General features: G+C 45.3%; 19 protein-coding genes. 12 read left to right on the top strand and 7 right to left on the bottom strand.

Annotated elements, in window-relative coordinates:
• Positions 1-52 precede the first annotated feature (52 nt).
• The 3 genes from V7R42_RS16455 (at position 53) to V7R42_RS16445 (ending at position 2,625) form a co-directional block, all read left to right on the top strand.
• The gene (locus V7R42_RS16455; protein WP_334021323.1) at positions 53-598 is read left to right on the top strand and encodes a copper chaperone PCu(A)C; all 546 of its coding nucleotides are present in this window, start codon (positions 53-55) and stop codon (positions 596-598) included.
• A 177-nt stretch (positions 599-775) separates the two neighbouring features.
• A complete protein-coding gene (locus V7R42_RS16450; RefSeq protein ID WP_334021322.1) occupies positions 776-1,249 on the top strand; it encodes a Dps family protein in 474 nt (157 codons plus the stop codon).
• A gap of 194 nt (positions 1,250-1,443) precedes the next feature.
• The gene (locus V7R42_RS16445; RefSeq protein WP_334021321.1) at positions 1,444-2,625 is read left to right on the top strand and encodes a PQQ-dependent sugar dehydrogenase; all 1,182 of its coding nucleotides are present in this window, start codon (positions 1,444-1,446) and stop codon (positions 2,623-2,625) included.
• A gap of 105 nt (positions 2,626-2,730) precedes the next feature.
• Here V7R42_RS16445 and V7R42_RS16440 read toward each other — a convergent pair whose 3' ends face one another.
• Both V7R42_RS16440 and V7R42_RS16435 read right to left on the bottom strand, forming a co-directional pair.
• Positions 2,731-4,839 (bottom strand): S9 family peptidase, encoded by a 2,109-nt coding sequence (locus tag V7R42_RS16440; protein WP_334021318.1) that lies wholly within the window; start codon positions 4,837-4,839, stop codon positions 2,731-2,733.
• A 274-nt stretch (positions 4,840-5,113) separates the two neighbouring features.
• Positions 5,114-5,446 (bottom strand): DUF962 domain-containing protein, encoded by a 333-nt coding sequence (locus V7R42_RS16435; protein WP_334021317.1) that lies wholly within the window; start codon positions 5,444-5,446, stop codon positions 5,114-5,116.
• Between the two features lie 257 nt (positions 5,447-5,703).
• Here V7R42_RS16435 and trxA point away from each other — a divergent pair, with 257 nt between their 5' ends.
• Positions 5,704-6,573, top strand: a complete 870-nt coding sequence (trxA, locus tag V7R42_RS16430; RefSeq protein ID WP_334021316.1) for a thioredoxin — start codon at positions 5,704-5,706, stop codon at positions 6,571-6,573.
• Positions 6,574-6,716: 143 nt separating this feature from the next.
• Here the strand turns inward: trxA and V7R42_RS16425 are convergent, their stop codons facing one another.
• Positions 6,717-7,142: a hypothetical protein gene (locus V7R42_RS16425; RefSeq protein ID WP_334021314.1), complete on the bottom strand. Its 426-nt coding sequence runs from the start codon at positions 7,140-7,142 to the stop codon at positions 6,717-6,719.
• Between the two features lie 264 nt (positions 7,143-7,406).
• On the opposite strand from V7R42_RS16425, the gene V7R42_RS16420 reads away from it, so the two are divergent.
• From V7R42_RS16420 to V7R42_RS16395, 6 genes are all read left to right on the top strand, one after another.
• A complete protein-coding gene (locus tag V7R42_RS16420; RefSeq protein ID WP_334021313.1) occupies positions 7,407-8,591 on the top strand; it encodes an aminotransferase class V-fold PLP-dependent enzyme in 1,185 nt (394 codons plus the stop codon).
• Positions 8,592-8,635: 44 nt separating this feature from the next.
• On the top strand, positions 8,636-8,818 hold the full coding sequence (locus V7R42_RS16415; protein WP_334021311.1) for a DUF2065 domain-containing protein: 183 nt from the start codon (positions 8,636-8,638) through the stop codon (positions 8,816-8,818).
• 514 nt (positions 8,819-9,332) lie between these two features.
• A complete protein-coding gene (locus V7R42_RS16410) occupies positions 9,333-10,631 on the top strand; it encodes an adenylosuccinate synthase (RefSeq protein WP_334021309.1) in 1,299 nt (432 codons plus the stop codon).
• A 312-nt stretch (positions 10,632-10,943) separates the two neighbouring features.
• Positions 10,944-12,350 (top strand): aldehyde dehydrogenase family protein, encoded by a 1,407-nt coding sequence (locus V7R42_RS16405; protein WP_334021307.1) that lies wholly within the window; start codon positions 10,944-10,946, stop codon positions 12,348-12,350.
• Positions 12,351-12,361: 11 nt separating this feature from the next.
• On the top strand, positions 12,362-12,778 hold the full coding sequence (locus V7R42_RS16400) for a VOC family protein (protein ID WP_334021305.1): 417 nt from the start codon (positions 12,362-12,364) through the stop codon (positions 12,776-12,778).
• 116 nt (positions 12,779-12,894) lie between these two features.
• Complete coding sequence (locus V7R42_RS16395) at positions 12,895-13,365, top strand: LabA-like NYN domain-containing protein (protein WP_334021304.1); 471 nt, start codon at positions 12,895-12,897, stop codon at positions 13,363-13,365.
• Between the two features lie 128 nt (positions 13,366-13,493).
• Here V7R42_RS16395 and ggt read toward each other — a convergent pair whose 3' ends face one another.
• Together ggt and V7R42_RS16385 are read right to left on the bottom strand one after the other, a co-directional pair.
• Positions 13,494-15,212 (bottom strand): gamma-glutamyltransferase, encoded by a 1,719-nt coding sequence (gene ggt, locus V7R42_RS16390; protein ID WP_334021303.1) that lies wholly within the window; start codon positions 15,210-15,212, stop codon positions 13,494-13,496.
• A gap of 76 nt (positions 15,213-15,288) precedes the next feature.
• A complete protein-coding gene (locus V7R42_RS16385) occupies positions 15,289-16,665 on the bottom strand; it encodes a Na+/H+ antiporter NhaC family protein (protein ID WP_334021302.1) in 1,377 nt (458 codons plus the stop codon).
• A gap of 196 nt (positions 16,666-16,861) precedes the next feature.
• Here V7R42_RS16385 and V7R42_RS16380 point away from each other — a divergent pair, with 196 nt between their 5' ends.
• Entirely contained in the window at positions 16,862-18,835 is a 1,974-nt protein-coding gene (locus V7R42_RS16380; protein ID WP_334021300.1) for a glycoside hydrolase family 3 N-terminal domain-containing protein, read from the top strand.
• A 99-nt stretch (positions 18,836-18,934) separates the two neighbouring features.
• Positions 18,935-20,005 carry a mechanosensitive ion channel family protein gene (locus tag V7R42_RS16375; protein WP_334021299.1) on the top strand — a complete coding sequence of 357 codons (1,071 nt, stop codon included), beginning with the start codon at positions 18,935-18,937 and terminating at the stop codon, positions 20,003-20,005.
• Between the two features lie 157 nt (positions 20,006-20,162).
• Here the strand turns inward: V7R42_RS16375 and V7R42_RS16370 are convergent, their stop codons facing one another.
• Together V7R42_RS16370 and murQ are read right to left on the bottom strand one after the other, a co-directional pair.
• Positions 20,163-21,656 carry an exo-beta-N-acetylmuramidase NamZ family protein gene (locus tag V7R42_RS16370; RefSeq protein ID WP_334021297.1) on the bottom strand — a complete coding sequence of 498 codons (1,494 nt, stop codon included), beginning with the start codon at positions 21,654-21,656 and terminating at the stop codon, positions 20,163-20,165.
• 18 nt (positions 21,657-21,674) lie between these two features.
• The gene (gene murQ / locus V7R42_RS16365) at positions 21,675-22,688 is read right to left on the bottom strand and encodes an N-acetylmuramic acid 6-phosphate etherase (RefSeq protein ID WP_334021295.1); all 1,014 of its coding nucleotides are present in this window, start codon (positions 22,686-22,688) and stop codon (positions 21,675-21,677) included.
• Positions 22,689-22,852 lie beyond the last annotated feature (164 nt).

Genomic DNA, 22,852 nt, shown 5'->3' with positions numbered 1-22,852 from the left:
CTATGCCAATATTACGTACACTGCTTAAGAATATTTATTCGGAGCAGACTGTATGTCACTTTTTACCCAATCGTTAAAGCCGTTAGTTATCGCCACTGGCTTATTTTCTTTAGGCTTGTCTGGTTTGTTTGCTGTACATGCTACTGAACATGACAATCATCATCAGCATGAAAGACACCAAGAGCGCGTCAATAAGCAAGCAGATATTATGGTAATGAATGGTTATGCTAGAGCGACCTTTGCTTTGGCAAAAACCGGCGCAGTGTACTTTACTTTGCATAATCATAGTGACAGCGATAAGACACTGACGTCTGTTTCAGTATCAAGCGATGTAGCAAGTGAAGCGCAAATCCACACAACGGTGATGGAAGAAGACGTGATGAAAATGCGTGAGCTAACTGACGGCGTTAAAATAAAAGCGGGCGAAATGGTCTCATTTGAATCTGGCGGCCATCACATCATGTTGATGGGGCTAACCAAGGGATTAGAAGAGGGCAGCGAAGTAGCATTAATCCTCACATTTAGCGATGCGAGTGAACTACAGGTTTCCCTACCTGTTAAAAAAGAAGCGGGCGAAGCTCACCATTACCACCACTAGTGATGCAGAATGTATAAAGTCATCGATTAATGCGATGAATGCAATCAACTAAACCGTTAATCTAAATCAAAATTTCTGTAGTACTATTAACTTATATTATTTAGACCAAGATTTTTCAGCGCCGACGAATGGACTGAAGGTAAATCTAAAAAAGGTTTTAACGTTAAGGAGTGTGACATGAGCAAGATTGATATTGGTATTTCTGAAAGCGATCGTAACGCAGTAGCAGAAGGCCTTAAGAAGCTATTGGCCGACTCTTACACTTTGTACCTTCAAACGCATAATTTTCACTGGAACGTTGAAGGCCCGCAGTTCCGTGAATTGCACCTGATGTTTGAAGAGCACTACACTGAACTTGCCGAAGCGGTAGACGAAATTGCAGAGCGTATTCGTACGCTAGGTGTTGCTGCACCGGGCACATATAAGTCGTTCTCTGAGCTTAGTTCAATTGAAGAAGTAGAAGGTGTACCTGAAGCGACGGAAATGGTGAGATTGTTAACTCACGGTCATGAGCAAGTTGTGAAAACCTGCCGTGAATCGTTAAAGCTAGCGCAAGACGCAGACGATGAGTCATCTGCAGCGTTAATTGGCGATCGCATGCGTGTTCACGAAAAAACTGCGTGGATGCTTCGCGCAACATTACCGAAATAAATCGCTATATAAGTGCTGTGACGGTGGTTTAACATACGCTTAATCGGCGCGTCAGCTTTATCGCATAAGCAAGTAAAATTATCATAAAGGGTACAGCCGCGCTGTGCCCTTTTTTGTATACTGCTCTTCACTAAAAATAATACAAGAAGCTTGTGTAAAAGAGCACACAGCTTCCTTAAATGAGGTTCCTAGCGATGAAACCATCAACAACTTCTGCCGTAACATTCAAACCAGTGAGTGCGTTAGCGCAGTCGATTGCTTGCGTATTGGCGCTTACGGCAAGCCAATTCGCTTTGGCTCACGGAGGTCACAAACACAGCGAAGCGCACGAAATCACCGACAGTGATATTACCGTAACCACGCTCGCTGAAGGGCTCGTTCATCCTTGGGGGATGGCATTTTTGCCAAATGGCGATCTGCTAGTTACGGAACGTGAAGGTAGCATTCAGCGCTTGTCAAAAGACGGTAAGTTATCAGGACGCCTAAGTAATGTGCCGGAGGTGGTTGCGCAAAACCAAGGTGGTATGTTGGACATTGCTATCGACCCTGATTTTGCCAGCAATAACACTATCTATTTCTGTTATAGCAAAGCGAGTGAGGTTGAGGGCAAGCCGGGCAGCAGTAGCAGTGTTGCAAAGGCAAAGCTTACCGACTCAGGCCTTGAAAATGTTGACGTTATCTTTAGTGCCGACTCTATTGTCGATAACGGCTTTCACTTTGGTTGTCGTTTAGCGTTCGATGCTAAAAAGCATTTGTACATCACCATGGGCGACCGTTATAAGTATATGAAAGAGGCGCAGAACACCGATAACCACTTCGGTAAAATTGTGCGCATAAACCGTGACGGCAGCGCAGTAGAAGATAACCCTTTCACAGATGGCAAAGCCCCTGAAATATTCAGCTATGGTCACCGCAACGTGCAAGGCGTTACTATTCACCCTGAAACCGGCGCAGTATGGGCGATGGAACACGGCCCAAAAGGCGGAGATGAAATCAATATCCTTGAGCGTGGAGCTAACTACGGCTGGCCAGTGATTACCTATGGCGTTGACTACAGCGGCGACATTATCAGTGACAAAACCCATATGGATGGCATGAAGCAGCCATGGGTGTATTGGGACCCCTCTATTGCGCCAAGCGGCCTTACTTTCTACCAAGGTGAAATGTTCAAAGAATGGAACGGTGATGTATTGGTGGGTTCATTGAAGTTTACTCATCTTCGTCGCATTAAAGTAGAAGACGGAAAGCCTGGAGAGCAGTTTGAATATGTTCGTGACAATCACGCCCGTATTCGCGACGTTGAAGTTGGCCCAGAAGGTGCCATTTACTTACTGACCGATGCACCGAACGGTAAAGTGTTGAAGCTGACTAAATAGCATAATACCTAGAATGAGAAAAGGCGCCACTTCATTGGTTCATTGGTATTATAAAATGAAGTAAGCGCCTTTTTTATTTATAAAGACATCGGGTCTCGTATTGATTTACTCGCTGTCGTTATCTTTCTTGTAGCGTTCAAACCACGCCACAATATTTCCAACCTTCTGTATTAAGCGAGAAGGGCGGCTTGCAATGCCGTGTGAAGCCCCAGGAATTCGCACCATTGCAGCATCTACACCCTGTAACTTCAACGCTTGATAATACTGCTCTGTCTCGCTAATTGGCGTACGGTGATCGGCTTCACCGGTTAGCAGCATAGTGGGTGTTACCACGTTGCCCACTAAGCTCAAAGGGCTACGCTGCCAGAGTTTATCTGCAATAGTCCATGGCATATCTGCCATCCAGTAGTTGCTAAAGTACGGGTATGCGTCGGCAGTCAACGAAAAGCTCAACCAGTTAATAACCGGCTTCGCCACAACAGCTGCGCTAAAGCGGTCAGTTTTACCAATAGACCACGCGGTAAGAGTACCGCCACCTGACCCCCCAGTAATAAACAGGTTCTCTGTATCTACATAGCCTTGCTTAACAACCGCATCTACCACGTCCATAAGATCGTTATAATCTTCTGACGGATAGTTATGATGAATCAAGTTGCCAAAGTCTTCTCCGTAAGAACTGCTTCCCCTTGGGTTGGACCATACAACCACATAACCTTGCGCTGCCATCAGCTGAATTTCCATGGCAAAATGAGGACCGTAGGCAGCATGCGGGCCGCCATGAATTTCTAATATCAGCGGGTATTTTTTGCTGCTATCGAACCCAGGGGGCAATGCTACCCATGCGTTTATAGGTAGCTCGTCAACACTCGATACGACTGAAAGATCTTGTACTTCTGCCAGTGTTTTATGGCTTAGTGCGTCGCTGTTTAAATCGGTAAGTTGTGTATCGTCTTTGCCTTTTCTATAAAGCGCCAGGTCGCCAGGCACTGTGCGGCTTGCCGTGGTATAAACAATGTCGCCTTTATCACTAATTGCGAAGTCGCCCGACGTGTAAGGGCGGCCAAAAGCTTGTCCACCTATGCTAACGTCGATAGGTTTCACATCGCCTTTCAGGTTCACCGCGGCAAGCTTAGTTTCGCCATGATCAAGGTAAGAAAAGATTAATCCTCGGCTGTCTTTGCGCCACACAAACTTGCCTAAGCTTCTATCTAACGATGTGGTCAAACGGGTGATGGCATCACTTTCAAGCTCAAGTACAACAATGTCACTGTTTTGATAGGAAAGCTTTCTGTCATCAAGTTGAGTAAATGCCAGGTATTTTCCGTCGGGGCTTAAGGTTGGTCTACCTTCAGGGCCTTCAATATCGGTAACTTGTTCAACTACCGCCGTGTTCACATTCACTTTGTAGATATCGCTAAATAAAGGATGTAGCGCGTAGTTTTCTCGTTGTGGTGTGGCGAAATAAATCCAATCGTTGTCTTTAGAGAAAGAAAGAGTGCCGCCGCTAGGGAATTTTCCAGTGGTTAACTGACGAGGCGTACCGCCTTCTACAGGCAGAACAAAAATCTGGTCAAAGCCTTCGCGCAAGTAGCCTCTTCCGTCACCTCTATACTGCACCGCATCAATATAGGTGCCTTGCTCAGCCCACTTTGCTCCTTTAGGCTTGCTCGGCATACCGGTAAATAGCAGCTTTTGTTTTTCTTCGGTGAACTGCGTAAAGGCTATGGTTTTGCTGTCATGAGACCAGGTTAACTGACGAGGTGCTTCGCTGGTGTTGGTCAAGCGCACAGACTGCATGGTATCTAAATAATAAAGATGGATTTGTGCGCGGCCGTTGACCGATTTTGTGTATGCTACCATTTTACCGTTGGGCGATAAGGTAGCTTGTGACAAGTTTTCATCTACACCAATAAACGGGCGATGCTCACCCGATTTAATGTTTACCTGCCATAGTCGACTTTGCCTACCGTCAGTCATAACATCCATGCTCTGACGGGAATAAATGACCGTGTCCTTATTAAGAAACTGTGGGTTGGCTACAAACTCCAAGTTAAAGGTGTCATCGTACGTTAGCGCATTTACGCGAGTTGAACCAGAGCCAGATTCCTGCATTGCATTGGCCTGGCTTAGAGACAATACCAATAGCGATAATGCTGTCGAGGTAACACATAAGCCTTTTCTTTTGGAGCGAAAGGCGAAACGAGACGCAAACATATTTGTTCCTTTTGTTATTGCTTTTGCGCTGAGCGCGATAGGTAGAATGTTCGCTGTCGTGCGTTTAAAGTAAAACCTAACGAAATAGCATGCTGCGAACGTTGTATCTAACCATATCGCTTTCGTTTCTTATATGTAAAGCGTGTGCGGTGAAGAGGCTGGATTGTTCGTTAAACGTGCAAACCTCAACACATCACACAGCGTGAAATGACGTAGAGTGCTAGTAGAGGATTATCGCCAATATAGGACTAACCCGCATTTAATCTATACTAACTTATTCACCTTTGAGGCTAATTTTGCCAATGAGAATGTCTTTAAACATGACCCAATCGCCCATCAAGCTGTAAAGCGGGTGTTTAAACGTAGCAGGGCGATTTTTCTCAAAAAAGAAATGACCAACCCAAGCGAAACCGTAGCCTACTAGCGGAATAAACCACAGTAGCGACCAGTTGGCCTTATACACTGCTAGCGCAATAACACCAAGTACCAGCCAAGAGCCGATAAAGTGAAGTGTGCGGCACGTACTATCTTTATGTTCATTTAAATAAAACGGATAAAATGCTTTGAACGATTCGAAATGAGTGTCGCCGTTTGTTTGCGTAGACATAAAACCCTCTCGGCCAAAAACGCGTATTTTGTAGAAGTAGTATACAGTAACAATAGTTTACACCATGTTAACATTTAGAGTGAAAATAGATTGTCGTAAACGCGACAAATGCAACGTATATTTTTAATATAAGGACGCTTTCTGAGAAGTTCCTCCTCGCGCATGGATTGGTCGCCAAAGATAACCCGCCCTAGCCTTGTAATTTCAGGCCATCTGCCCCATATTCCTTTCAATACAAGAAACTAAAGGCCCGCGTTATGGAAAATCTCGTTGCAAATAGCCAAGCAACCATCGTAGATATTACGGTAGAAAACTTTCAGCAAATCATTGTAGAAGCGTCGCAAGAAAAACTGGTGCTTGTCGATTTTTGGGCTGATTGGTGCGAACCCTGCAAAGATCTGATGCCCATTTTAGAAAAGCTGGCAAGTGAATATAGCCAACATTTAATTTTGGCCAAAGTAGACTGTGAAGCTCAGCAAGAAGTGGCTGCACAGTTCGGGATTAGAAGCCTGCCAACAGTGATGGTAGTACAAAACGGTCAGCCTGTTGATGGCTTTGCTGGTGTGCAACCAGAGCAGCAGATTCGCGAAATGCTCGCTAAATATTTACCTAACCCAGAGGACGATCTACTTGCCACAGCGGGGAAAGCGATTCAGCAAGGTGAGTATGCAGAGGCACTGCCTGCGGCAAAAGAAGCGCTGGCGCTTAACCCTGATAACGTAAACGCAAAATATATGCTTATTGATTGCTATATCGAGACCGGCTCTATCGATACAGCCAAAGCGTTATTGGAAGAAATTAAGTTGGTTGATCAAGACTCACGCTACAAGAGTTTAGCGGGTAAAATTGAACTGGCAGAACAAGCCGCCGATACCCCTGAGATTCGTCAGCTTCAAGCGGCGGTTGAAGCGAACCCAGACGACTTGCAGCTTAAAGTAGACTTAGCCGTTCAGTTGCAGCAAGCGAACAAAGCGCAAGATGCATTAGCGCTTCTTTATAGTGTGTTAAAGCGAGAGCTAGGGTTTGGCGACGCCAGAAAACTAATGATGGATATGATGAATGCGCTCGCTGACGGTGACCCGCTAAAGTCTGAATATCGTCGCAAAGTTTACAGTCTAATGTACTAGACACAAAGTTGGTTTAGCAGCTTCCGTAGTGCTAAATTGACTATGTCAGGGTGAAGTTCATTGTGTGTAAGACATTCGTGCTGGTATTTGTAGGTGGAAAAACGTTTTTATCCGCTGTGCCAGCGCGTTAACCGTTGCACCCATTAAGGCAGCTGAATAGGTGAGAACCCTTCATTGTACAGCCAATTAAGCGCTTGAAAGTACTTTTGAAAATATTCTCGGTTATAGTTAGCCGTTTCAACGTTGCGCTGCTTAGACGGGTGAGTCCTCTCTAGCTGAGCTTTTCTTACCATTCCTGTGTCTAACACATAAGCGGAGCGTGTCAGTCCTCGTGAAATATTCACTTTAATTGCTTGTGCTAATCGGGTTTGGCATTCAGGCGTAGTTAACACCCAACGTCGCCCGTCGATTAAAGCAGCCCAAGGCTTATTGTCGAACTTAGCGATAAGTTCATGCATTTCTTCTATAAAAAACTCTGTCGTTTTCAGGTTCCACGCCCCGGTTGCAAACACCTCAAGTACGTTCCCTGAGACATCCAATGAATAATTTCCGTATTTAGGAAAACGCATAAAATACCTTTAATGTTTGTCTGCGTGGAACAGATGGAGCTTGCTCACTCGGCTAATAAAAATATCTAGCCATTATAGGGTATAGCAGAGTTCTTAAATTTTGCTGTGGCTGTGTTTATATAAGAAATACCACTAAGCACGATGATTTGGGCAAAACAATTTACACTTAATTTGTAAATAAATGTTATGTGTCAGGCGCAGATTCATGCGAAAAAGGTAGAATTTTGATAGGGTTTATTCGGTTTTTAAAGTGAGCAATAAAGCATGGCATATCAGCAGTTTTATACGGGTTTTCTTAACGCGAACAAAGACAAACAGCATTACGCGTGTCACAGCCACTACTTTTGGCCCGACTGCACACGTGATGCAATGCTTAACTACTGGGATGACAGCGCTAAGTATGTTGACGAAAAATGGGGATATTTCTTCCAAACTTTGGTACCAGAGCTACAGCAGCGCATTAGCAACATACTGAATACTGGTGCGCCACATCAAATCGTTTTTGCGCCCAATACCCATGAGCTGCTTTATCGCGTAATAAGCTGCATCGATAGTACTGCGCCCTATAAAGTCGTGTCGACAGACAGCGAGTTTCACAGTTTTCAGCGCCAAGCGAGTAGGCTGCAAGAGCAGGGAGCAATAGAACTTATTACTGTACCCACCAAACCCTACAATACGTTTGCGTCGCGCTTTAAGGCCGCCATTGCCGAACTCGATCCCGAGCTGGTTTTTTTTAGTCAGGTGTTTTTTAATTCCGGATACGTGGTGAACGATGCTGCAGATATCGTAAATAGCGTAACTAACGACAATACCCTTATTGTGGTTGATGGCTACCACGGGTTTATGGCGAAGCCTACCGACTTAAGGCAGGTTGCACATCGTATTTTCTACCTTTCAGGCAGTTATAAATATGCCCAGGCAGGAGAGGGCGCATGTTTTGCGCACGTACCCGTGGGCTGTGAGCTAAGACCTGTGTATACAGGTTGGTTTGCAGAGTTTGGCGAGCTAGATAAGCCTCGTAAGGTTGGCGGTAAAGACAGCGTACAATATAGTGTAGATGGAATGCGCTTTGCTGGTGCGACCATGGATTTTACCGCGCTCTACAGATTAAGAGCCGTGCTTCGTATGTTTGACGACAATGACATTGATGTAGCCACAGTTAACGAATACGTAATGGGCATGCAGCGTACATTTCTAGAGAAACTCGCTACCTGCAACCATCCCTTGCTAAACGAAAAACATTTAGCAGTAAGAGATGAAGCAAACCGGGGGCATTTCCTTACCTTTGAATTAAATAATGTCGATGAGACAAAAGCCCTTGCTTCAACGCTTAAAGAGCATCATATCCTTACCGATTTTAGAGGAAACCGCTTACGGTTTGGTTTTGGTCTGTACCACACCCCTGAGTATATTGATTTAACAGCACTGAAGCAGAAAGCGTTGCTTTAAGCATACGCAAACATTAACGTCACATTTATTTTAAGGATAGTTTTATGGAGTGGCTATTACCCGCTTTAGCGTTGGTATTTATTATAGAAGGAATAGGGCCGCTTCTTTTTCCGAATAAATGGCGTAATTATTTGCTTCAGATAAGCCAGCAGCCCAGCAATCAACTGCGCCAAATTGGCGGTACCCTTGTGATAGTAGGCGCACTGCTCCTGTTTTATTTCAGTTGAGTTAGCGCCCAGAACTAGGCGTCAAGAGACGTGAATAAGCCTGAAACGGTATGAAAGCGGATCTCAGTAAACACTTCCACACGCTTTACAACAATACTCAGTATAAAAAAGTGCACGACTTTACCGTTGACTGAAAAGTGTACTTTTAAACCTGTATTCAACAATCGGCGGTATATTTACGCTCCTTTGAATACCTCATTCGTTTTTAAGCATCCCTGCTCCCGCGAATGAGAGCAAAACGATATATAAAAAGGCGTAGTGCAGACTGCGGTAGACCGATTGTTCAGCTTTTATGTCAAGTAAGGTTTAGAATGCTTTAAAAATTAGCACCTTAGAATCTTTGTGCAGAAAAATAAGAAGCCAAGCCTTATTTCAAAAAGGCTCGAGCGGCAGTGAGACATCTTTGTGATTTCAATATTAAAAATAAAATAGTCGTATTTTTGTTCGAAAAAGGGATGATCCTTGCCCTAGAATTTTGTAGAATCCCCGCCTAATTTTCTTACACATATGATTCATGGCAAAGAACGTTGTGGTACTCGGCACTCAATGGGGTGACGAGGGTAAAGGCAAGGTCGTAGACCTACTCACTGATCGCGCAAAATATGTTGTTCGTTACCAAGGCGGACACAATGCAGGTCACACTCTAGTAATTGACGGTGAAAAAACCGTACTTCACTTAATCCCATCAGGCATCCTACGCGATAATGTTACCTGTATTATTGGTAACGGTGTCGTGCTTAGCCCTGACGCACTAATGAAAGAAATGACTATGCTTGAAGAGCGTGGCGTTCCAGTGCGCGAGCGATTAAAGATTAGTGAAGCTTGTCCGCTTATTCTTCCTTATCACATTGCACTAGATGTAGCGCGCGAAAAAGCCCGTGGCGCAAAAGCAATTGGTACAACCGGTCGTGGTATCGGTCCTGCTTACGAAGATAAAGTAGCCCGCCGTGGATTACGCGTTGGCGACTTATTTAACGCCGAAGATTTCGCCGTAAAGCTGAAAGAAGTGCTAGATGTGCATAACTTCACGCTTACGCAGTACTATGGCGAAGAAGCAGTAGACTTTGATGAAACCTTAAAAGGTGCAATGGAAGTTGCTGACATTCTTAAAGCGATGGTTGTTGATGTAACTGACGAGCTAGACAAGGCGCACAATGCCGGTCTACCTATCATGTTTGAAGGTGCACAAGGCACACTTCTAGATATCGACCACGGTACTTACCCTTATGTTACGTCGTCAAACACTACCGTTGGTGGTGTAGCAACAGGTGCTGGCTTTGGCCCACTTAAGCTAGATTACGTACTGGGTATCGTTAAAGCGTACACCACGCGTGTAGGCTCAGGCCCTTTCCCTACTGAACTAGAATGTGAAGTAGGCCAACACTTAGGTGTTAAAGGTCACGAGTTTGGCGCGACTACAGGCCGTAAGCGCCGCACGGGGTGGTTCGATGCGGTTGCGATGAAACGCGCAGTACAAATTAACTCTATTACTGGGTTCTGCTTAACCAAGCTAGATGTACTAGATGGTCTTGAAAGCCTTCAAATTTGTGTAGGCTACAAAGATGCAGACGGTAACGTGAAAGACGTTCCTCCTATGGCGGCTGACGGTTACGAAAAAGTGACGCCAGTTTATGAGGAAATGCCGGGTTGGACAGACAGCACCTTTGGTGTAACTGAGTTTGAAGCGCTTCCACAAGCAGCGAAAAACTACATCAAGCGCCTTGAAGAGCTAACGGGTGTACCGGTTGATATCGTTTCAACAGGCCCTGACAGAAACGAAACTATCGTTTTACGCAGCCCTTACGACGCGTAATAGCAAAGCGTTATACTTTCAAAAGCCCAGTGTTTACTGGGCTTTTTTATTGCTTGCGAATTTTATCTCTTTCTCATTTGCCTTTATCACGTTTCATTTTTCGGCACCTGTATTTCACGCATATAAAATTCACGTTCAAGGTCTAAAACGCGATCGCATTAAACATTAATTAACAATTTAGTTGCGTTGTCTTCGAACATCCCTATTAATATAAGATAGTATCAGTTAATTTTTGCGCTGCTTTGCCCGACAACAATCCTAAGATGAACCATAGAATTGTTGTAGCGGGTGCTATGCTATCGGAGCCTTCTTATGCCAAATAGACCTTCTCTTCACGCAGTGGAAACAGGCGTGTGTTTCGTTGACGTTGTTCACAAGCTTAACGACAGTTTCGATACAGGAAAAACCCAGTCCTTGGAGTGGCGCAAAAGCCAATTAAAGGCGTTAGAAACCCTGCTTAAAGACAACCAGCACGACATATTGCAGGCCCTTAAAAATGACTTAGGCAAATGTAAGACCGAAGCCATGGTAGCTGAGCAAGGCTTTCTGCTTTCTGATATCAAACACACGCTTAAGCATCTGGACAAATGGGCAAAACTACGCAAAGTATCTACACCCATGGTGGCGTGGCCAGGTAAGAGCTTTCGCAAGCCTGAGCCACTTGGCACTGTGCTTATTATCGGAGCGTGGAATTATCCGCTTCAGTTATTGCTTGCCCCTTATATCGCCGCTATTGCAGCGGGCAACTGTGCGGTATTGAAACCCTCTGAACTAGCTGAAGAAACCTCGTCGCTGGTAGCTAAGCTTATCCCTCAGTATATGGATAATTCATGCGTTGCCGTAATAGAAGGCGGTAAAGATGAAGCGACGGCGCTACTTGCCTGCAAATGGGACCATATTTTTTACACTGGTGGTGAAGTGGTGGGTAAAATTGTCATGAGCGCCGCGGCCAAACATTTAACGCCAGTAACCCTTGAGCTTGGCGGTAAAAGTCCCTGCTTTGTTGATAAAAACACAAATCTTGCTGTAACCGCGCGCCGTTTAGTGTGGGGTAAATGGATGAATGCGGGCCAAACTTGTATTGCGCCTGACTATGTCATTGTTGAAAAGGGCTTTGAGCAAAAGCTTATCGATGCGGTTAAAAAAGAGCTGAAAAAACAGTACGGCAAAGTACCCCTGTCTTCACCGGATTATGGCAATATAGTTAATCATCGCCACCTAAAACGCCTTGAGAGCTACCTTGAAAACGTTAATGTGGTATATGGCGGAGAGACAGATGCATCCCGCCCTGCGATGGCTCCCACGCTCGTGTTAGCGCCATCGTTAGATTGCCTGTTAATGAAAGAAGAGATTTTCGGCCCCATTCTACCTATTATCACTGCTGATAATATGGACGCGGGCATTAAGCTTGTGAACAGCAGGCCTAAGCCACTCGCCCTTTATGCATTTAGCGACAAGGATGAGGTGCTCGATAATATTATCAGTAAAACCAGCTCGGGCAGCGTGTGTACTAACGACACTATGCTGTTTATGACAAACCCCGAATTGCCGTTTGGCGGCGTAGGAAATAGCGGCATGGGTAGCTATCATGGCCAAGCAGGTTTTGATACATTCAGCCATATTAAAACGGTAATGAAGCGCTCATTCGCCCTCGACGTGTTCTTTCGTTATGCGCCGTTTTCTAAATTCAAATTATCGCTACTTAAGAAGTTTTTATAACAGGAGCTTTCATGGTTCAACCTTTTCACCTTGCCATTCCGGTCACTAATTTAACCGATGCAGAAGCGTTCTACGGTGAGTTGTTGGGTTGTGAAAAGGGCCGCAGTGACACCCAGTGGATAGACTGGAATTTCTTTGGCCATCAATTAGTGACGCACTGTGTAGAGGCCATGCCGTCGCCGCCATCGTATAATGGTGTAGACGATCATGCCGTGCCAGTGCCGCATTTTGGCGTTGTGCTAACCATGAGCGATTGGCAAGCACTAGCAAGCAAACTAAAGGCTGCTGATACCGAGTTTGTTATCGCACCTTACATTCGCTTTAAAGGAAAGCCGGGCGAACAAGCTACCATGTTTTTCAAAGACCCTTTCGGCAACGCATTAGAGTTCAAAGCGTTCGCCCATATTTCTCAGCTTTTCGCTTCGTAATAATTGGTGTCAGCTGCCCTTTGCGCATAAATTTCATCATCGGTTTTTTGGTTTTATTATCAAAAGGCTATAACATCAGAAAACAATAACCGAATAAATCGATAAAGAGAGTGGTTTTGAAAAAAGCTTTATTGCTTGTAGACGTACAAAACGTATATTACACCTGTCGTCAGGCGTACAAACGCAACTTTAATTACAACCGGTTTTGGCGTGAACTTACCTACAACTTGGATATAGCCCATGCTTTCGCATACGCCATAGACAGGGGTGACAGCAAGCAACGTGAATTTCAAAACATTCTTCGTGCTATTGGATTTGAAGTAAAGTTAAAGCCTTTCATTCAACGTGCTGACGGCTCGGCGAAAGGTGACTGGGATGTAGGTATAACCGTAGATGCACTTGAACACGCCGACGATGTTGATGAGATCATTTTGGTGTCGGGCGACGGCGATTTCGATATTCTTGTAAACGCCCTTAAAGCAAAAGGGAAAACCGTAACGGTGTACGGTGTTCCTGCATTAACGGCTGAAAGTATTCAAAAAGTGGCGTCTAAGTACGTGCCTATCGACACCACGCTGTTGCTATAGTTTTCAGCTTGTACCTTGTTCAAGGCTGGACTAATAACGCTGAGCCCCTATAGATCCACTAATCGTGCTCAGCTAATGCTGCTCTACTTTTGAGGCTCAGCTAACAGCCCTGTGCTAATACGGTTGTACTAATATGGCTGAATTAGGCTTTTACCCCGGCCGCTTTTTTCAGATGCGGCTTCTACACCCTCTTTAGTGCGCTTAATTAAATGCACATCACCAAAGCGACGGTTATCTATGGTATAGCCCATTGCTTTAAGCTCATTCACCGTTGTCTCTGTAAACCCGTCGTGCATACGAATGGTGTCTTTGGGCAATAGCTGGTGATGAAAACGTGGTGAGTTCGCGGCTTCTTCAGCGCTCATATCGTAAAGCAGGGCATTCAATAGCGACTGAGTTACTGACGAAATAATGGTAGTGCCGCCAGGAGAGCCTGTTACCAGTACCACTTGGTCGTCTTTAGTGACCAGCGTTGGCGTCATAGAAGACAGCATGCGCTTGTAAGGTTCAATAGCATTCGCCTCACCACCCACTGCGCCAAAGAAGTTAGGCACGCCAGGCTTAGCACTAAAATCGTCCATTTCATCATTTAACAAAAAGCCAGCACCAGTCACAACAACGCCGCTTCCAAAAGTAAGGTTGATGGTCGTTGTATTCGCAACGGCATTACCCCATCTGTCCATAATGGAGAAGTGTGTTGTATCTTCGCTTTCTTTCAAGCCAGGCTTAACGCTCGGGGTATCCGAAATACTGGTAGGCTGAATATCTGCTGCGCGCTCAGTAATATAGTTAGCGTCTGTGAGCGCTTTTACCGGAACACTAACAAAATCAGGATCGCCCATGTACTCAGCGCGATCGGCAAACACCCGCTTACCAATTTCTGACATCACGTGAATGTATTCAGTGCTGTTTTGCGCTGGCAAATCGTGCGTTGCGTCATAGGCTTCTAGCATGCCAATCCACTGGGCAACGGCAACACCACCAGAACTTGGAGGTGGTGCGGTCACCAGCTCATAGCCTTGCCAGTTTAAGTGAAGAGGTTTGCGCCATACTGCTTTGTAAGCCAGTAAGTCTTCATAGGTAATAAGGCCGCCGTTTTGCTGCATAAAATCAACAATATGCTTTGCTACATCGCCTTTATAAAAGCCATCCTTTCCCTGTTGCTGAATAGCTTTAAGCGTTTTCGCTAGCTCTGGCTGTTTGAAGGTAGTGCCTGCTTTAGCGTGTGCAAAATACTCGCTAAAGTTGTTATTGATAGCTGCTTCTTTGGTACGCTCAATATAGTGATCAATGTTATTGGCCAGCTTCTCGTGAACCACAAAACCTTGCTCTGCCAAATCAACGGCTGGTGCGAGTAGACGCTCCCAATCCAATGTGCCGTATTTTTTATGCGCGGCCCACATGCCTGCAACGGTCCCGGGAATACCAGACGCTTTAGCCCCAAACAACGATTCATAAGGCTTTACATTGCCTTGCTGGTCAAGATACATATCGCGATGCGCATTTTCAGGTGCCATTTCGCGGTAATCTAGAAAGTCGGTGTTATCTTCAAACTTTATTGTCATAAAGCCACCACCACCTACATTACCTGCTTCAGGTAGTGTTACAGCCAGAACAAACTGTGCCGTAATAGCAGCATCAATTGCGTTACCACCTTCTTGGAGTACCTGCATTGCAGCATCGGCACTGTAGCTGTCAGGCATGGCAACAGCCTGTTGGCTAAGCCCTACTGTATTGCTGCTAGCGTTATCAACAGGGGGATTTGGCGCATGGGAACACGCTGCTACCACTGAAATAAATGCCACTATTACCGAGATAAACCCGACGTAAGCTATCCGCTTTTTCATTAAAAACTCCTTGTTACAGACATTGCTAAATCTTTGCGATTAGCAACTGGCTACCGACAAACTTTAATCAACGGCGTTAACCAAGCATGATCAAGCTTGCTACAAAGTAGGCAATAAGCGTGAGTGCGCCTGCAAATAAGGCATAAGGAAACTGTGTCTTAACGTGTGTTAGTACGTCAGTACCCGCTGCCAATGAAGACACGGCGGTGGTGTCGGATATAGGCGAGCAGTGATCGCCAAATATACCGCCCCCCAAAATAGCGCCAATAACCAGTGAAGGGGGTAACCCTAAACTTTGAATCAGCGGCACACCAATAGGAATTAGGATGGCGAATGTGCCCCATGACGTGCCTGTGGTAAACGACATGATCGCTCCGGCAATAAATAGCATGGGAACAATAAGCACTAAAGGAAGATACTCTCCCACTATGCCCGCAACAAACACACCTGTTCCAAGCACCTTAAGGCTATTGCCTAAGGTTAACGACAGTAACACTATGGTCACTAGAGGAAGTAGTTCACCCATCCCTTTAAAACCAATTTCTACCGCTTCCTTGTGGGTAAAACGTTTGTGGATTAAGAGCAGACCATAGGCAATAGCAGTGGCTAGCGCCGTAGCGTAAAGTACAGATTTGCTGCCGCTGCCTTCAGACAATACGCCATTACCCGTCCAGAACATGAAGCCAACCATGCTTAATACCATTACTATCAGCGGTACCAACATGAAACGAGCCTTGGTGGCAGGTTCCGTAGTTTGGTTAACCTTTACATGCGTGAGTGCTTTTTCTTCTTCAGCCATTGGGCCATGCACTTTGTCAGCGGAAATTGTGTAGGCCACAATAAGTAAGGTGAAGATGGCGTAAAAGTTAAAAAATACGCTGCCCCATAAAATGGAAGCTGACGAAGCAGGTAGCTCGTAGGCATCAAGCAGGCTGAGTATAAACGCCCCCCAGCCGTTTAATAAAATCAAAATACAAACGGGCGCGCTGGTGGAGTCAATTATGTAAGCTAAGCGCGCGCGACTCATGCCGAAGCGGTCAAACAGCCCTCGAGCGAATATGCCGGCAGTGAGCACACTCAAGTTTGATTCTATGAATACCGCAATACCAGTGAACATGGTCAAGCCGCCCACTTGTTTGCGACTTTTCGCTACCCCTTTGTTTACAAGAAAGTTGACCGTGGCCGTTACGCCGCCCGAGTCACGTATAAATGCGAGCAACGCGCCTACTAGTACAGAGAAAATAAGCACCCGCGTATTGCCTGGGCTCGCGGCGGTATCAACTACGCGCTCTATGGCATTAATGGGCGCCATGTAGCTGCTAGCGATATCAGCATTGACCAAAATTAACGCTTCCGCGCACAGAACAGCCAGCGCTAATGCGAGTATGACTTCTTTTTTCCAAAAAACGACGGCAATAGCCACAAGAGGGGGGATGACTGACATCCAATCCATACTTCTTTCCAAACTTAAATTTATGTGTGCCTAGGACTTGTTGAGCTTTGATAAGTTACTACGCTCTACTTGCCCTAAAGGTATGTCTATTTGCGCAAGAGAATGTGTGATTACAGTTCAAAGTTGGCGAACATGCTTCTCTCATTTATGCTAGCGTACCGTATTGTGCTTCGTGTTACCAAGGATTAGATAAACATTGTTATTCCAGCAAGTTATTTGTAAAAAACGTGCTTCATTGATGGGCCTTAGCGCTATCTTGTCAGCCGTACTCATTTTATTAAGTGCTACCCTGTTTACTGCTAGCGCAACCGCTCAATCTGAAAGTGCTAACGCTTCGAATAATCCTAAGCCCAGCGCTGATGCCGAAACCATTCGCGCTGTAAAAAACATGCTCGGGCAAAAAATCATTTTGGATTTTCGCTATTTCTGTGAAGACAATACGCCGTCTTTGCGCTGCCGTACGCCTATGACCGTAATTCCACCGTCACTTTTAAATGTGCTCAGCACGCACAACATCGGCGGTGTTATTTTGTTTTCAGAGAACATTCAAAATACCGAGCAGTTAATTACGCTCAATTACACCATGCAGCAGCATATGGTAAAAGCAGGGCGTCAGCCGTTGTTTATTGCTGTCGACCAAGAAGGGGGCAGAGTAGCAAGGTTGCCTTCAGATATGCTCTCGCCGTTTGCGGGTAACATGGCCATTGGCGCCACTTTTCATCAACGAGGCAATGCGTTTGCGCAAAGTGTGGCATCGCACATTGGCCAAACGCTTTTACCGCTGGGAATTAACACCAATTTTGCGCCGTCGGTTGATGTGAATAGCGAGCCGAAGAACCCCGTTATTAACGTACGCAGTTTTTCAGAAAACCCAGAGCAGGTGGCCGCACTTGGACAGACATTTGTCAGTGCTATGCAAAGTACAGGTGTAATAAGTGCTATCAAACATTTTCCGGGCCATGGTGATACCCATGTAGATAGCCACAGTGGCCTGCCGCAAGTAACGCACAGCAAAGCGCAAGCTATGGCGGGCGACATCCTTCCTTTTGCGAATATTATTAATAGTGGAACGCCTCCAGCAATGGTAATGAGTGCACACATTCAGTACCCGTCTTTAGACGATACCACAATTATCGATAAGCATGGTAAGTCGCAAATAGTTCCTGCTACTTTGTCGAAGAAGATCTTAAGCAATTTGCTTCGCGACCAATTAGGGTATCAAGGTCTTATCGTTACTGACGCGTTAGACATGGCTGGCATTACTCAGTTTTTCTCCCATGAAAAAGCATTAGTTAGTGCATTCAGCGCAGGCGCTGATATAGCGCTTATGCCGTTCACCATACGAAATCAAGACGACATAAAGAAGTTCGCGTTACTTTTGGACAACGCAGCAAATCGAATGCAGGGAAGCGCTTTCTTGAAGGCATCTCATAGTCGTATCTTAAAGGAAAAACAGCGCTTTGCTTTGCAAAGTTTTATTTCCAAGCCCATGTCATGGTGGCTCAATGAAGCGAAAGAAAATGCTTCAATGAATAATCCTAACAGTTTGAAAAACAGAGGAATTCAAATTGAGAAAGCCCTTTCTAAGTCGTCGGTATCTGTACTCTTCGGGAAGGATGAGTTGCCAATAACTTCAAATCGCTGGTTGGCGCTTATGCCAGACGCAGCAAGATGTTTAGCATTTGAAGCTGCACTTACAAGCGCTCGTTCCAACGTCAACAATAAGCCATTAGAGTTTGCGTGTTTGCCGTTGACTGCGTTACCTAAAACCCAATTAGCAATGAATCTATTAAAACAAGTTGATGTGCTCGTGGTTGGCAATATTAGTCCTCTTCATGCGAATTACGAACTGGGTGGGTTTGATTTACCCGAGCATGTAAAGCAACGCGCAAGTGAAACGGAAGTGATGACATTTAGTAAAAAGATCATGGCTGCTGCGAAAGCACAGAATAAAACCGTGGTCTTTGCCCCACTGCGTATGCCATACATAGCCCAGGACGTGAAAGAGTTAGCCGATATTGCTATTGCTACATTTAGTTATGCAGTGAATACTACATCGAAAGGTGACAAAGAAAATCAGCATGTTACGAGCTATAGTCTTAATGCACTGGTTGATGTGTTATTTGGTAGCGCGCTTGCTGAGGGGCGTTCACCTGTTTCGTTGCAATAATTGTCATTATTAAAGTGAAAGCAAAGCTGACATCCATTTAAAAGCTAGCCAAGAGCGAATCTATAAGCCAACCTAAAAGCCAAACTATAAGGACGTTTCGTGGATACAAAAAAAACACTAGGTGCTACGCAGACCTCATTAGTCGATACGGTATTAAGTGCCTTGTTACCATTTGTGCCACTTCTTGTCGCTATGGTATCGGTAGTAGGCGTGCTCATCGCGCTGCACTATCTTCTGCTAGCCAAGCAGAGCCATCTTACCAATGAGCAGAAGTTACCTCGCCAAGTGGGAATGTTGGTACTTACTATCATTGGGGCGGTAGTAATAGCGATGGCTCTACCGGTGAGTGAAAGCACTCGAAACCAAGTTATCGCGCTTATTGGCGTACTTATATCAGGTGTGATTGCCTTTTCTTCTGCCACCATGGTTGGGAATTTGATGGCGGGGATTGTACTTCGAGTGAACCGCCCGTTTAAAGTGGGTGACTTTATCAAGGTAGAAGGCTACAGCGGTCGTGTTACCGAAATGGGCTTACTCGATGTCGAAATTCAAACTGAGAGCAGAGAGCTTATTGCCTTTGCCAATACGCTGATGGTGAATTCTCCCGTTTCTGTGACCAGAGCGTCTGGCGCAATTGTTAGTGTGGATATCAGCTTAGGCTACGATATTCATCACAGCATTATTGAAAAGCACTTACTTGTCGCAGCTGAAAGTGCCCAGCTGTCAGAGCCATTTGTCCAAGTAGTTGGGTTAGGCGACTTTTCAGTAAGTTATCGCATTTCAGGTCTACTAACCGAAGTAAAGAGTTTGCTGAGCGCGCGTTCTCGGCTTCACAAAGCCGTACTCGACGCTTTGCATAATGCCGATATTGAAATTGTTTCTCCTAGCTTTATGAATCAACGCCCTCAGCCTGACGGTTTGAAGATGATTGCTAAATTTCCTAGTCACACTAAACAGGAAGAAGCCTCTCCTGAAGACGTTATTTTTGACAAGGCCGAAGAGGCCGAGCAAAAAGAAAAAAGTAAAGAAACGCTGATGCAGACAATTGCCGATATTGAAGCAAAAATCGCTGAGAGTGACGGTGAAAAAAGAGATGAGCTCAAACATCAAAAAGCCACCGCTGAAGCTCAGCTCGCAACTTTGGTAAAAACAAAAAATGAAGAAGGTTAGTTTTCACTAACTTTTTCAAGTTCAATTATATTGAGTTGATTTGGGTGTAAGTGTTTACTTACATGCTGTGGAGTTGTTCAGTATTGCTAATACTTCCTCCACATTTACCTTGATAAGAGACCTCAAATCCTCAAGGAAAAAGGCGTTTATCGGTACATTAATCCGTGTCCTGGTAAAGCAGATACGCTTTTCGTTTTTCTCTAAATTTGTCTAATTCTTTCTGCCAACTCTGTCGAATTTCTGCAGGCGTTTTACCAGTTTGAATTTGAAATCGTAGCGCATCAGTACCCGCTAATTTGTCGAAGAAATCTGGGCGAGTAAAGAAGGTTTCTTCAGTGCCACCACTGGCGCTGAGCATCTTGTTATATGCAGAAAAACGAGAATAGGCATCTATCAACTTAGCGATATCTAAACCATCAATAGGAGAGTATTCTTGAATGGCAGGCTTAAGGCCTAAGCTTTCTGAGTTGATAGGAGTAGCATGAGTAAATACGTGTGCATTAAGCAGGGTATTCTCATGTTTAGGGTGGGGCGCTGCACTATTTGCATTTACCGGTATCTTGGTTTTACCAAACTCAACAAAAGGGTGGCCAATAAGTTGGAATGGAAAATCAGTGCCGCGACCTATACTCACGTCGGTGCCTTCAAAAAAACACAGCGTTGGGTAAAGGCGTATCGATAAATCGTTTGGCAGGTTAGGGCTAGGCGCTACGGGCAACGAATAATGTTCAGTGCGTTGATAGTCCTGCACTGGGACAACGGTAAGCTTAGCGTTGTCATAACTGCTCACGTCAATATCTAACCACTGTTCCCCCACCACCATTTGAGCAAGCTCGCCTAAGGTCATCCCGTGCAAGACGGGAATAGGATGCATGCCAATGAACGACGAAAATTCAGATTGCAGCACTGGACCGTCAACATAACGGCCGTTAGGATTCGGCCTATCTAACACGATAACGTCGATATTACGCGCAAAGGCCGCCTCCAACACATAGTGCAAGGTGCTTAAATAGGTGTAAAAGCGTACGCCGACATCCTGAATATCGAAAACAATCACATCGATACCTTCCAACATGTCGGGGGTAGGCTTTTTGGTTGCACCGTAAAGGGAGTGAATAGGCAAACCGGTTTTAGCATCAATATTGCTATCTACCTTTTCGCCCGCGCCTTTGTCTCCTCTAAATCCGTGCTCCGGTGACATAATACTTACAACGTTAACACTGCGTTGAAGTAGGGCATCAAGCAGATGCTGATTGCGCTGGCTTGTCTTTATCTTATTTTTTTGTGTAGCCAAGCTGTTGCTCGATTCGCGCTCTTCAGGCTCAACCGTGCTAGAAGGCAATGCGCTGTGGCTCGAGACCAACGCGCTTTGGTTTACCACTAAACTAACTCGTTTGCCTGCTAGTAAGGGTAGGTATTTTGAATAACGTTCAGCGCCTACAGCAAACTGCTTAGTGCTTGATACGGGCTGCTTAGTCCCTAGCGCAGGCTGCTTTTCTATTAATGTAGACTGGTTCGCAGGGCTATCAGTATTACTTGTATATACATGTGTAGATAAGCTAACTAGCGCTAGAGAAAATACTGCAATGAACGCGTTCGAGGTAAGGCGTCTAAAAACCTTGTTCACTTCGAGCGAAGTTAAAATCTTCATAGCATTAATTGACTGTGGTTATTCGCTTTTATTTACGGCGTTACGTAGGTATCCGCCGCTAGCATCTAATTGAGCGGCGGCCTGCTCGGCAGACTGCCCCGTTAATACCATCAAAATAGCAACTTTAGCTTTGTTATGGCACGCACCAAGTGCTGCCAAAGCAGCATGTTCACTGCAGTCCGTAGCTTGCATAACAATGCGAAGCGCCCGGGCTTTTAGTTTCTCGTTGGTGGCATTCACATCTACCATTAAGTTTTGATAGGTCTTCCCCAGCTTAATCATGGTGCTGGTGCTAATCATATTAAGTATGAGCTTTTGCGCCGTACCCGACTTCATGCGCGTACTGCCAGTAAGCGCCTCAGGCCCAACAATTGGGCATATAGCTACATCAGCATTCGTAAAAATAGCGGCGTTAGGGCTACATGCAATAGCGCCGGTAAAGCAGCCAAGCGAACGGGCATATTTGAGTGCACCACTTACATAGGGTGTACGACCGCTTGCTGAAATACCAATAACCGTATCGTTGTGGTTTAGGGACAGTGCTTCAAGATCAGCACGCCCCGCGTCGACGTCATCTTCTGCCCCTTCTACGGCGTGCTGAATGGCTTTTTCACCGCCAGCTATCACGCCAACAACCAGTTCATCGGGTACGCTAAACGTGGGGCGGCACTCTACCGCATCAAGTATGCCCAGCCTGCCGCTGGTTCCCGCGCCTATATAAATAAGTCTACCACCGCTTTTAATGCTTACAGTTGCGGCATCCACCGCTTTACCAATTTGCGGAATTTGTGAGGCAACAGCGTTTGCCACTTTTGCATCTTCGTTATTAATGCGGGTAAGAATGCCTTCAGTGCTTAGCGTGTCTATATCGAGGGTGTCTGGGTTTCTGCCTTCTGACACAATTTTATTCAGTGACTGGGCTAGTTCGTTAACGGTGGGTTTATTCCCTGCCGCTTTGTCGTCAGTACTGACTATATTTTTAATACTGGCGTTGGCGGACGATTCTGAAGTAGAAGGATTGTGCGAAGACATTGAAAACCTTGGGGCAACGAAATTGTGATAATGAACTAGCGCAAAGCATAACGGTATTTTACGCCTTAAGAAACCTTGCGTTAGATGGTACGTTTTTCATATTAATCCTGCGCAGCTGATACGCTTCTCGTGGTACACTTTGGCATTCTATACTCTTTCCCATT

The organism is Alteromonas sp. S015 (assembly GCF_036864485.1).
Taxonomy (GTDB): domain Bacteria; phylum Pseudomonadota; class Gammaproteobacteria; order Enterobacterales; family Alteromonadaceae; genus Alteromonas.
Note: the sequence above shows the minus strand (reverse complement) of the source record. Positions and strands in the feature narration are given on the sequence as shown.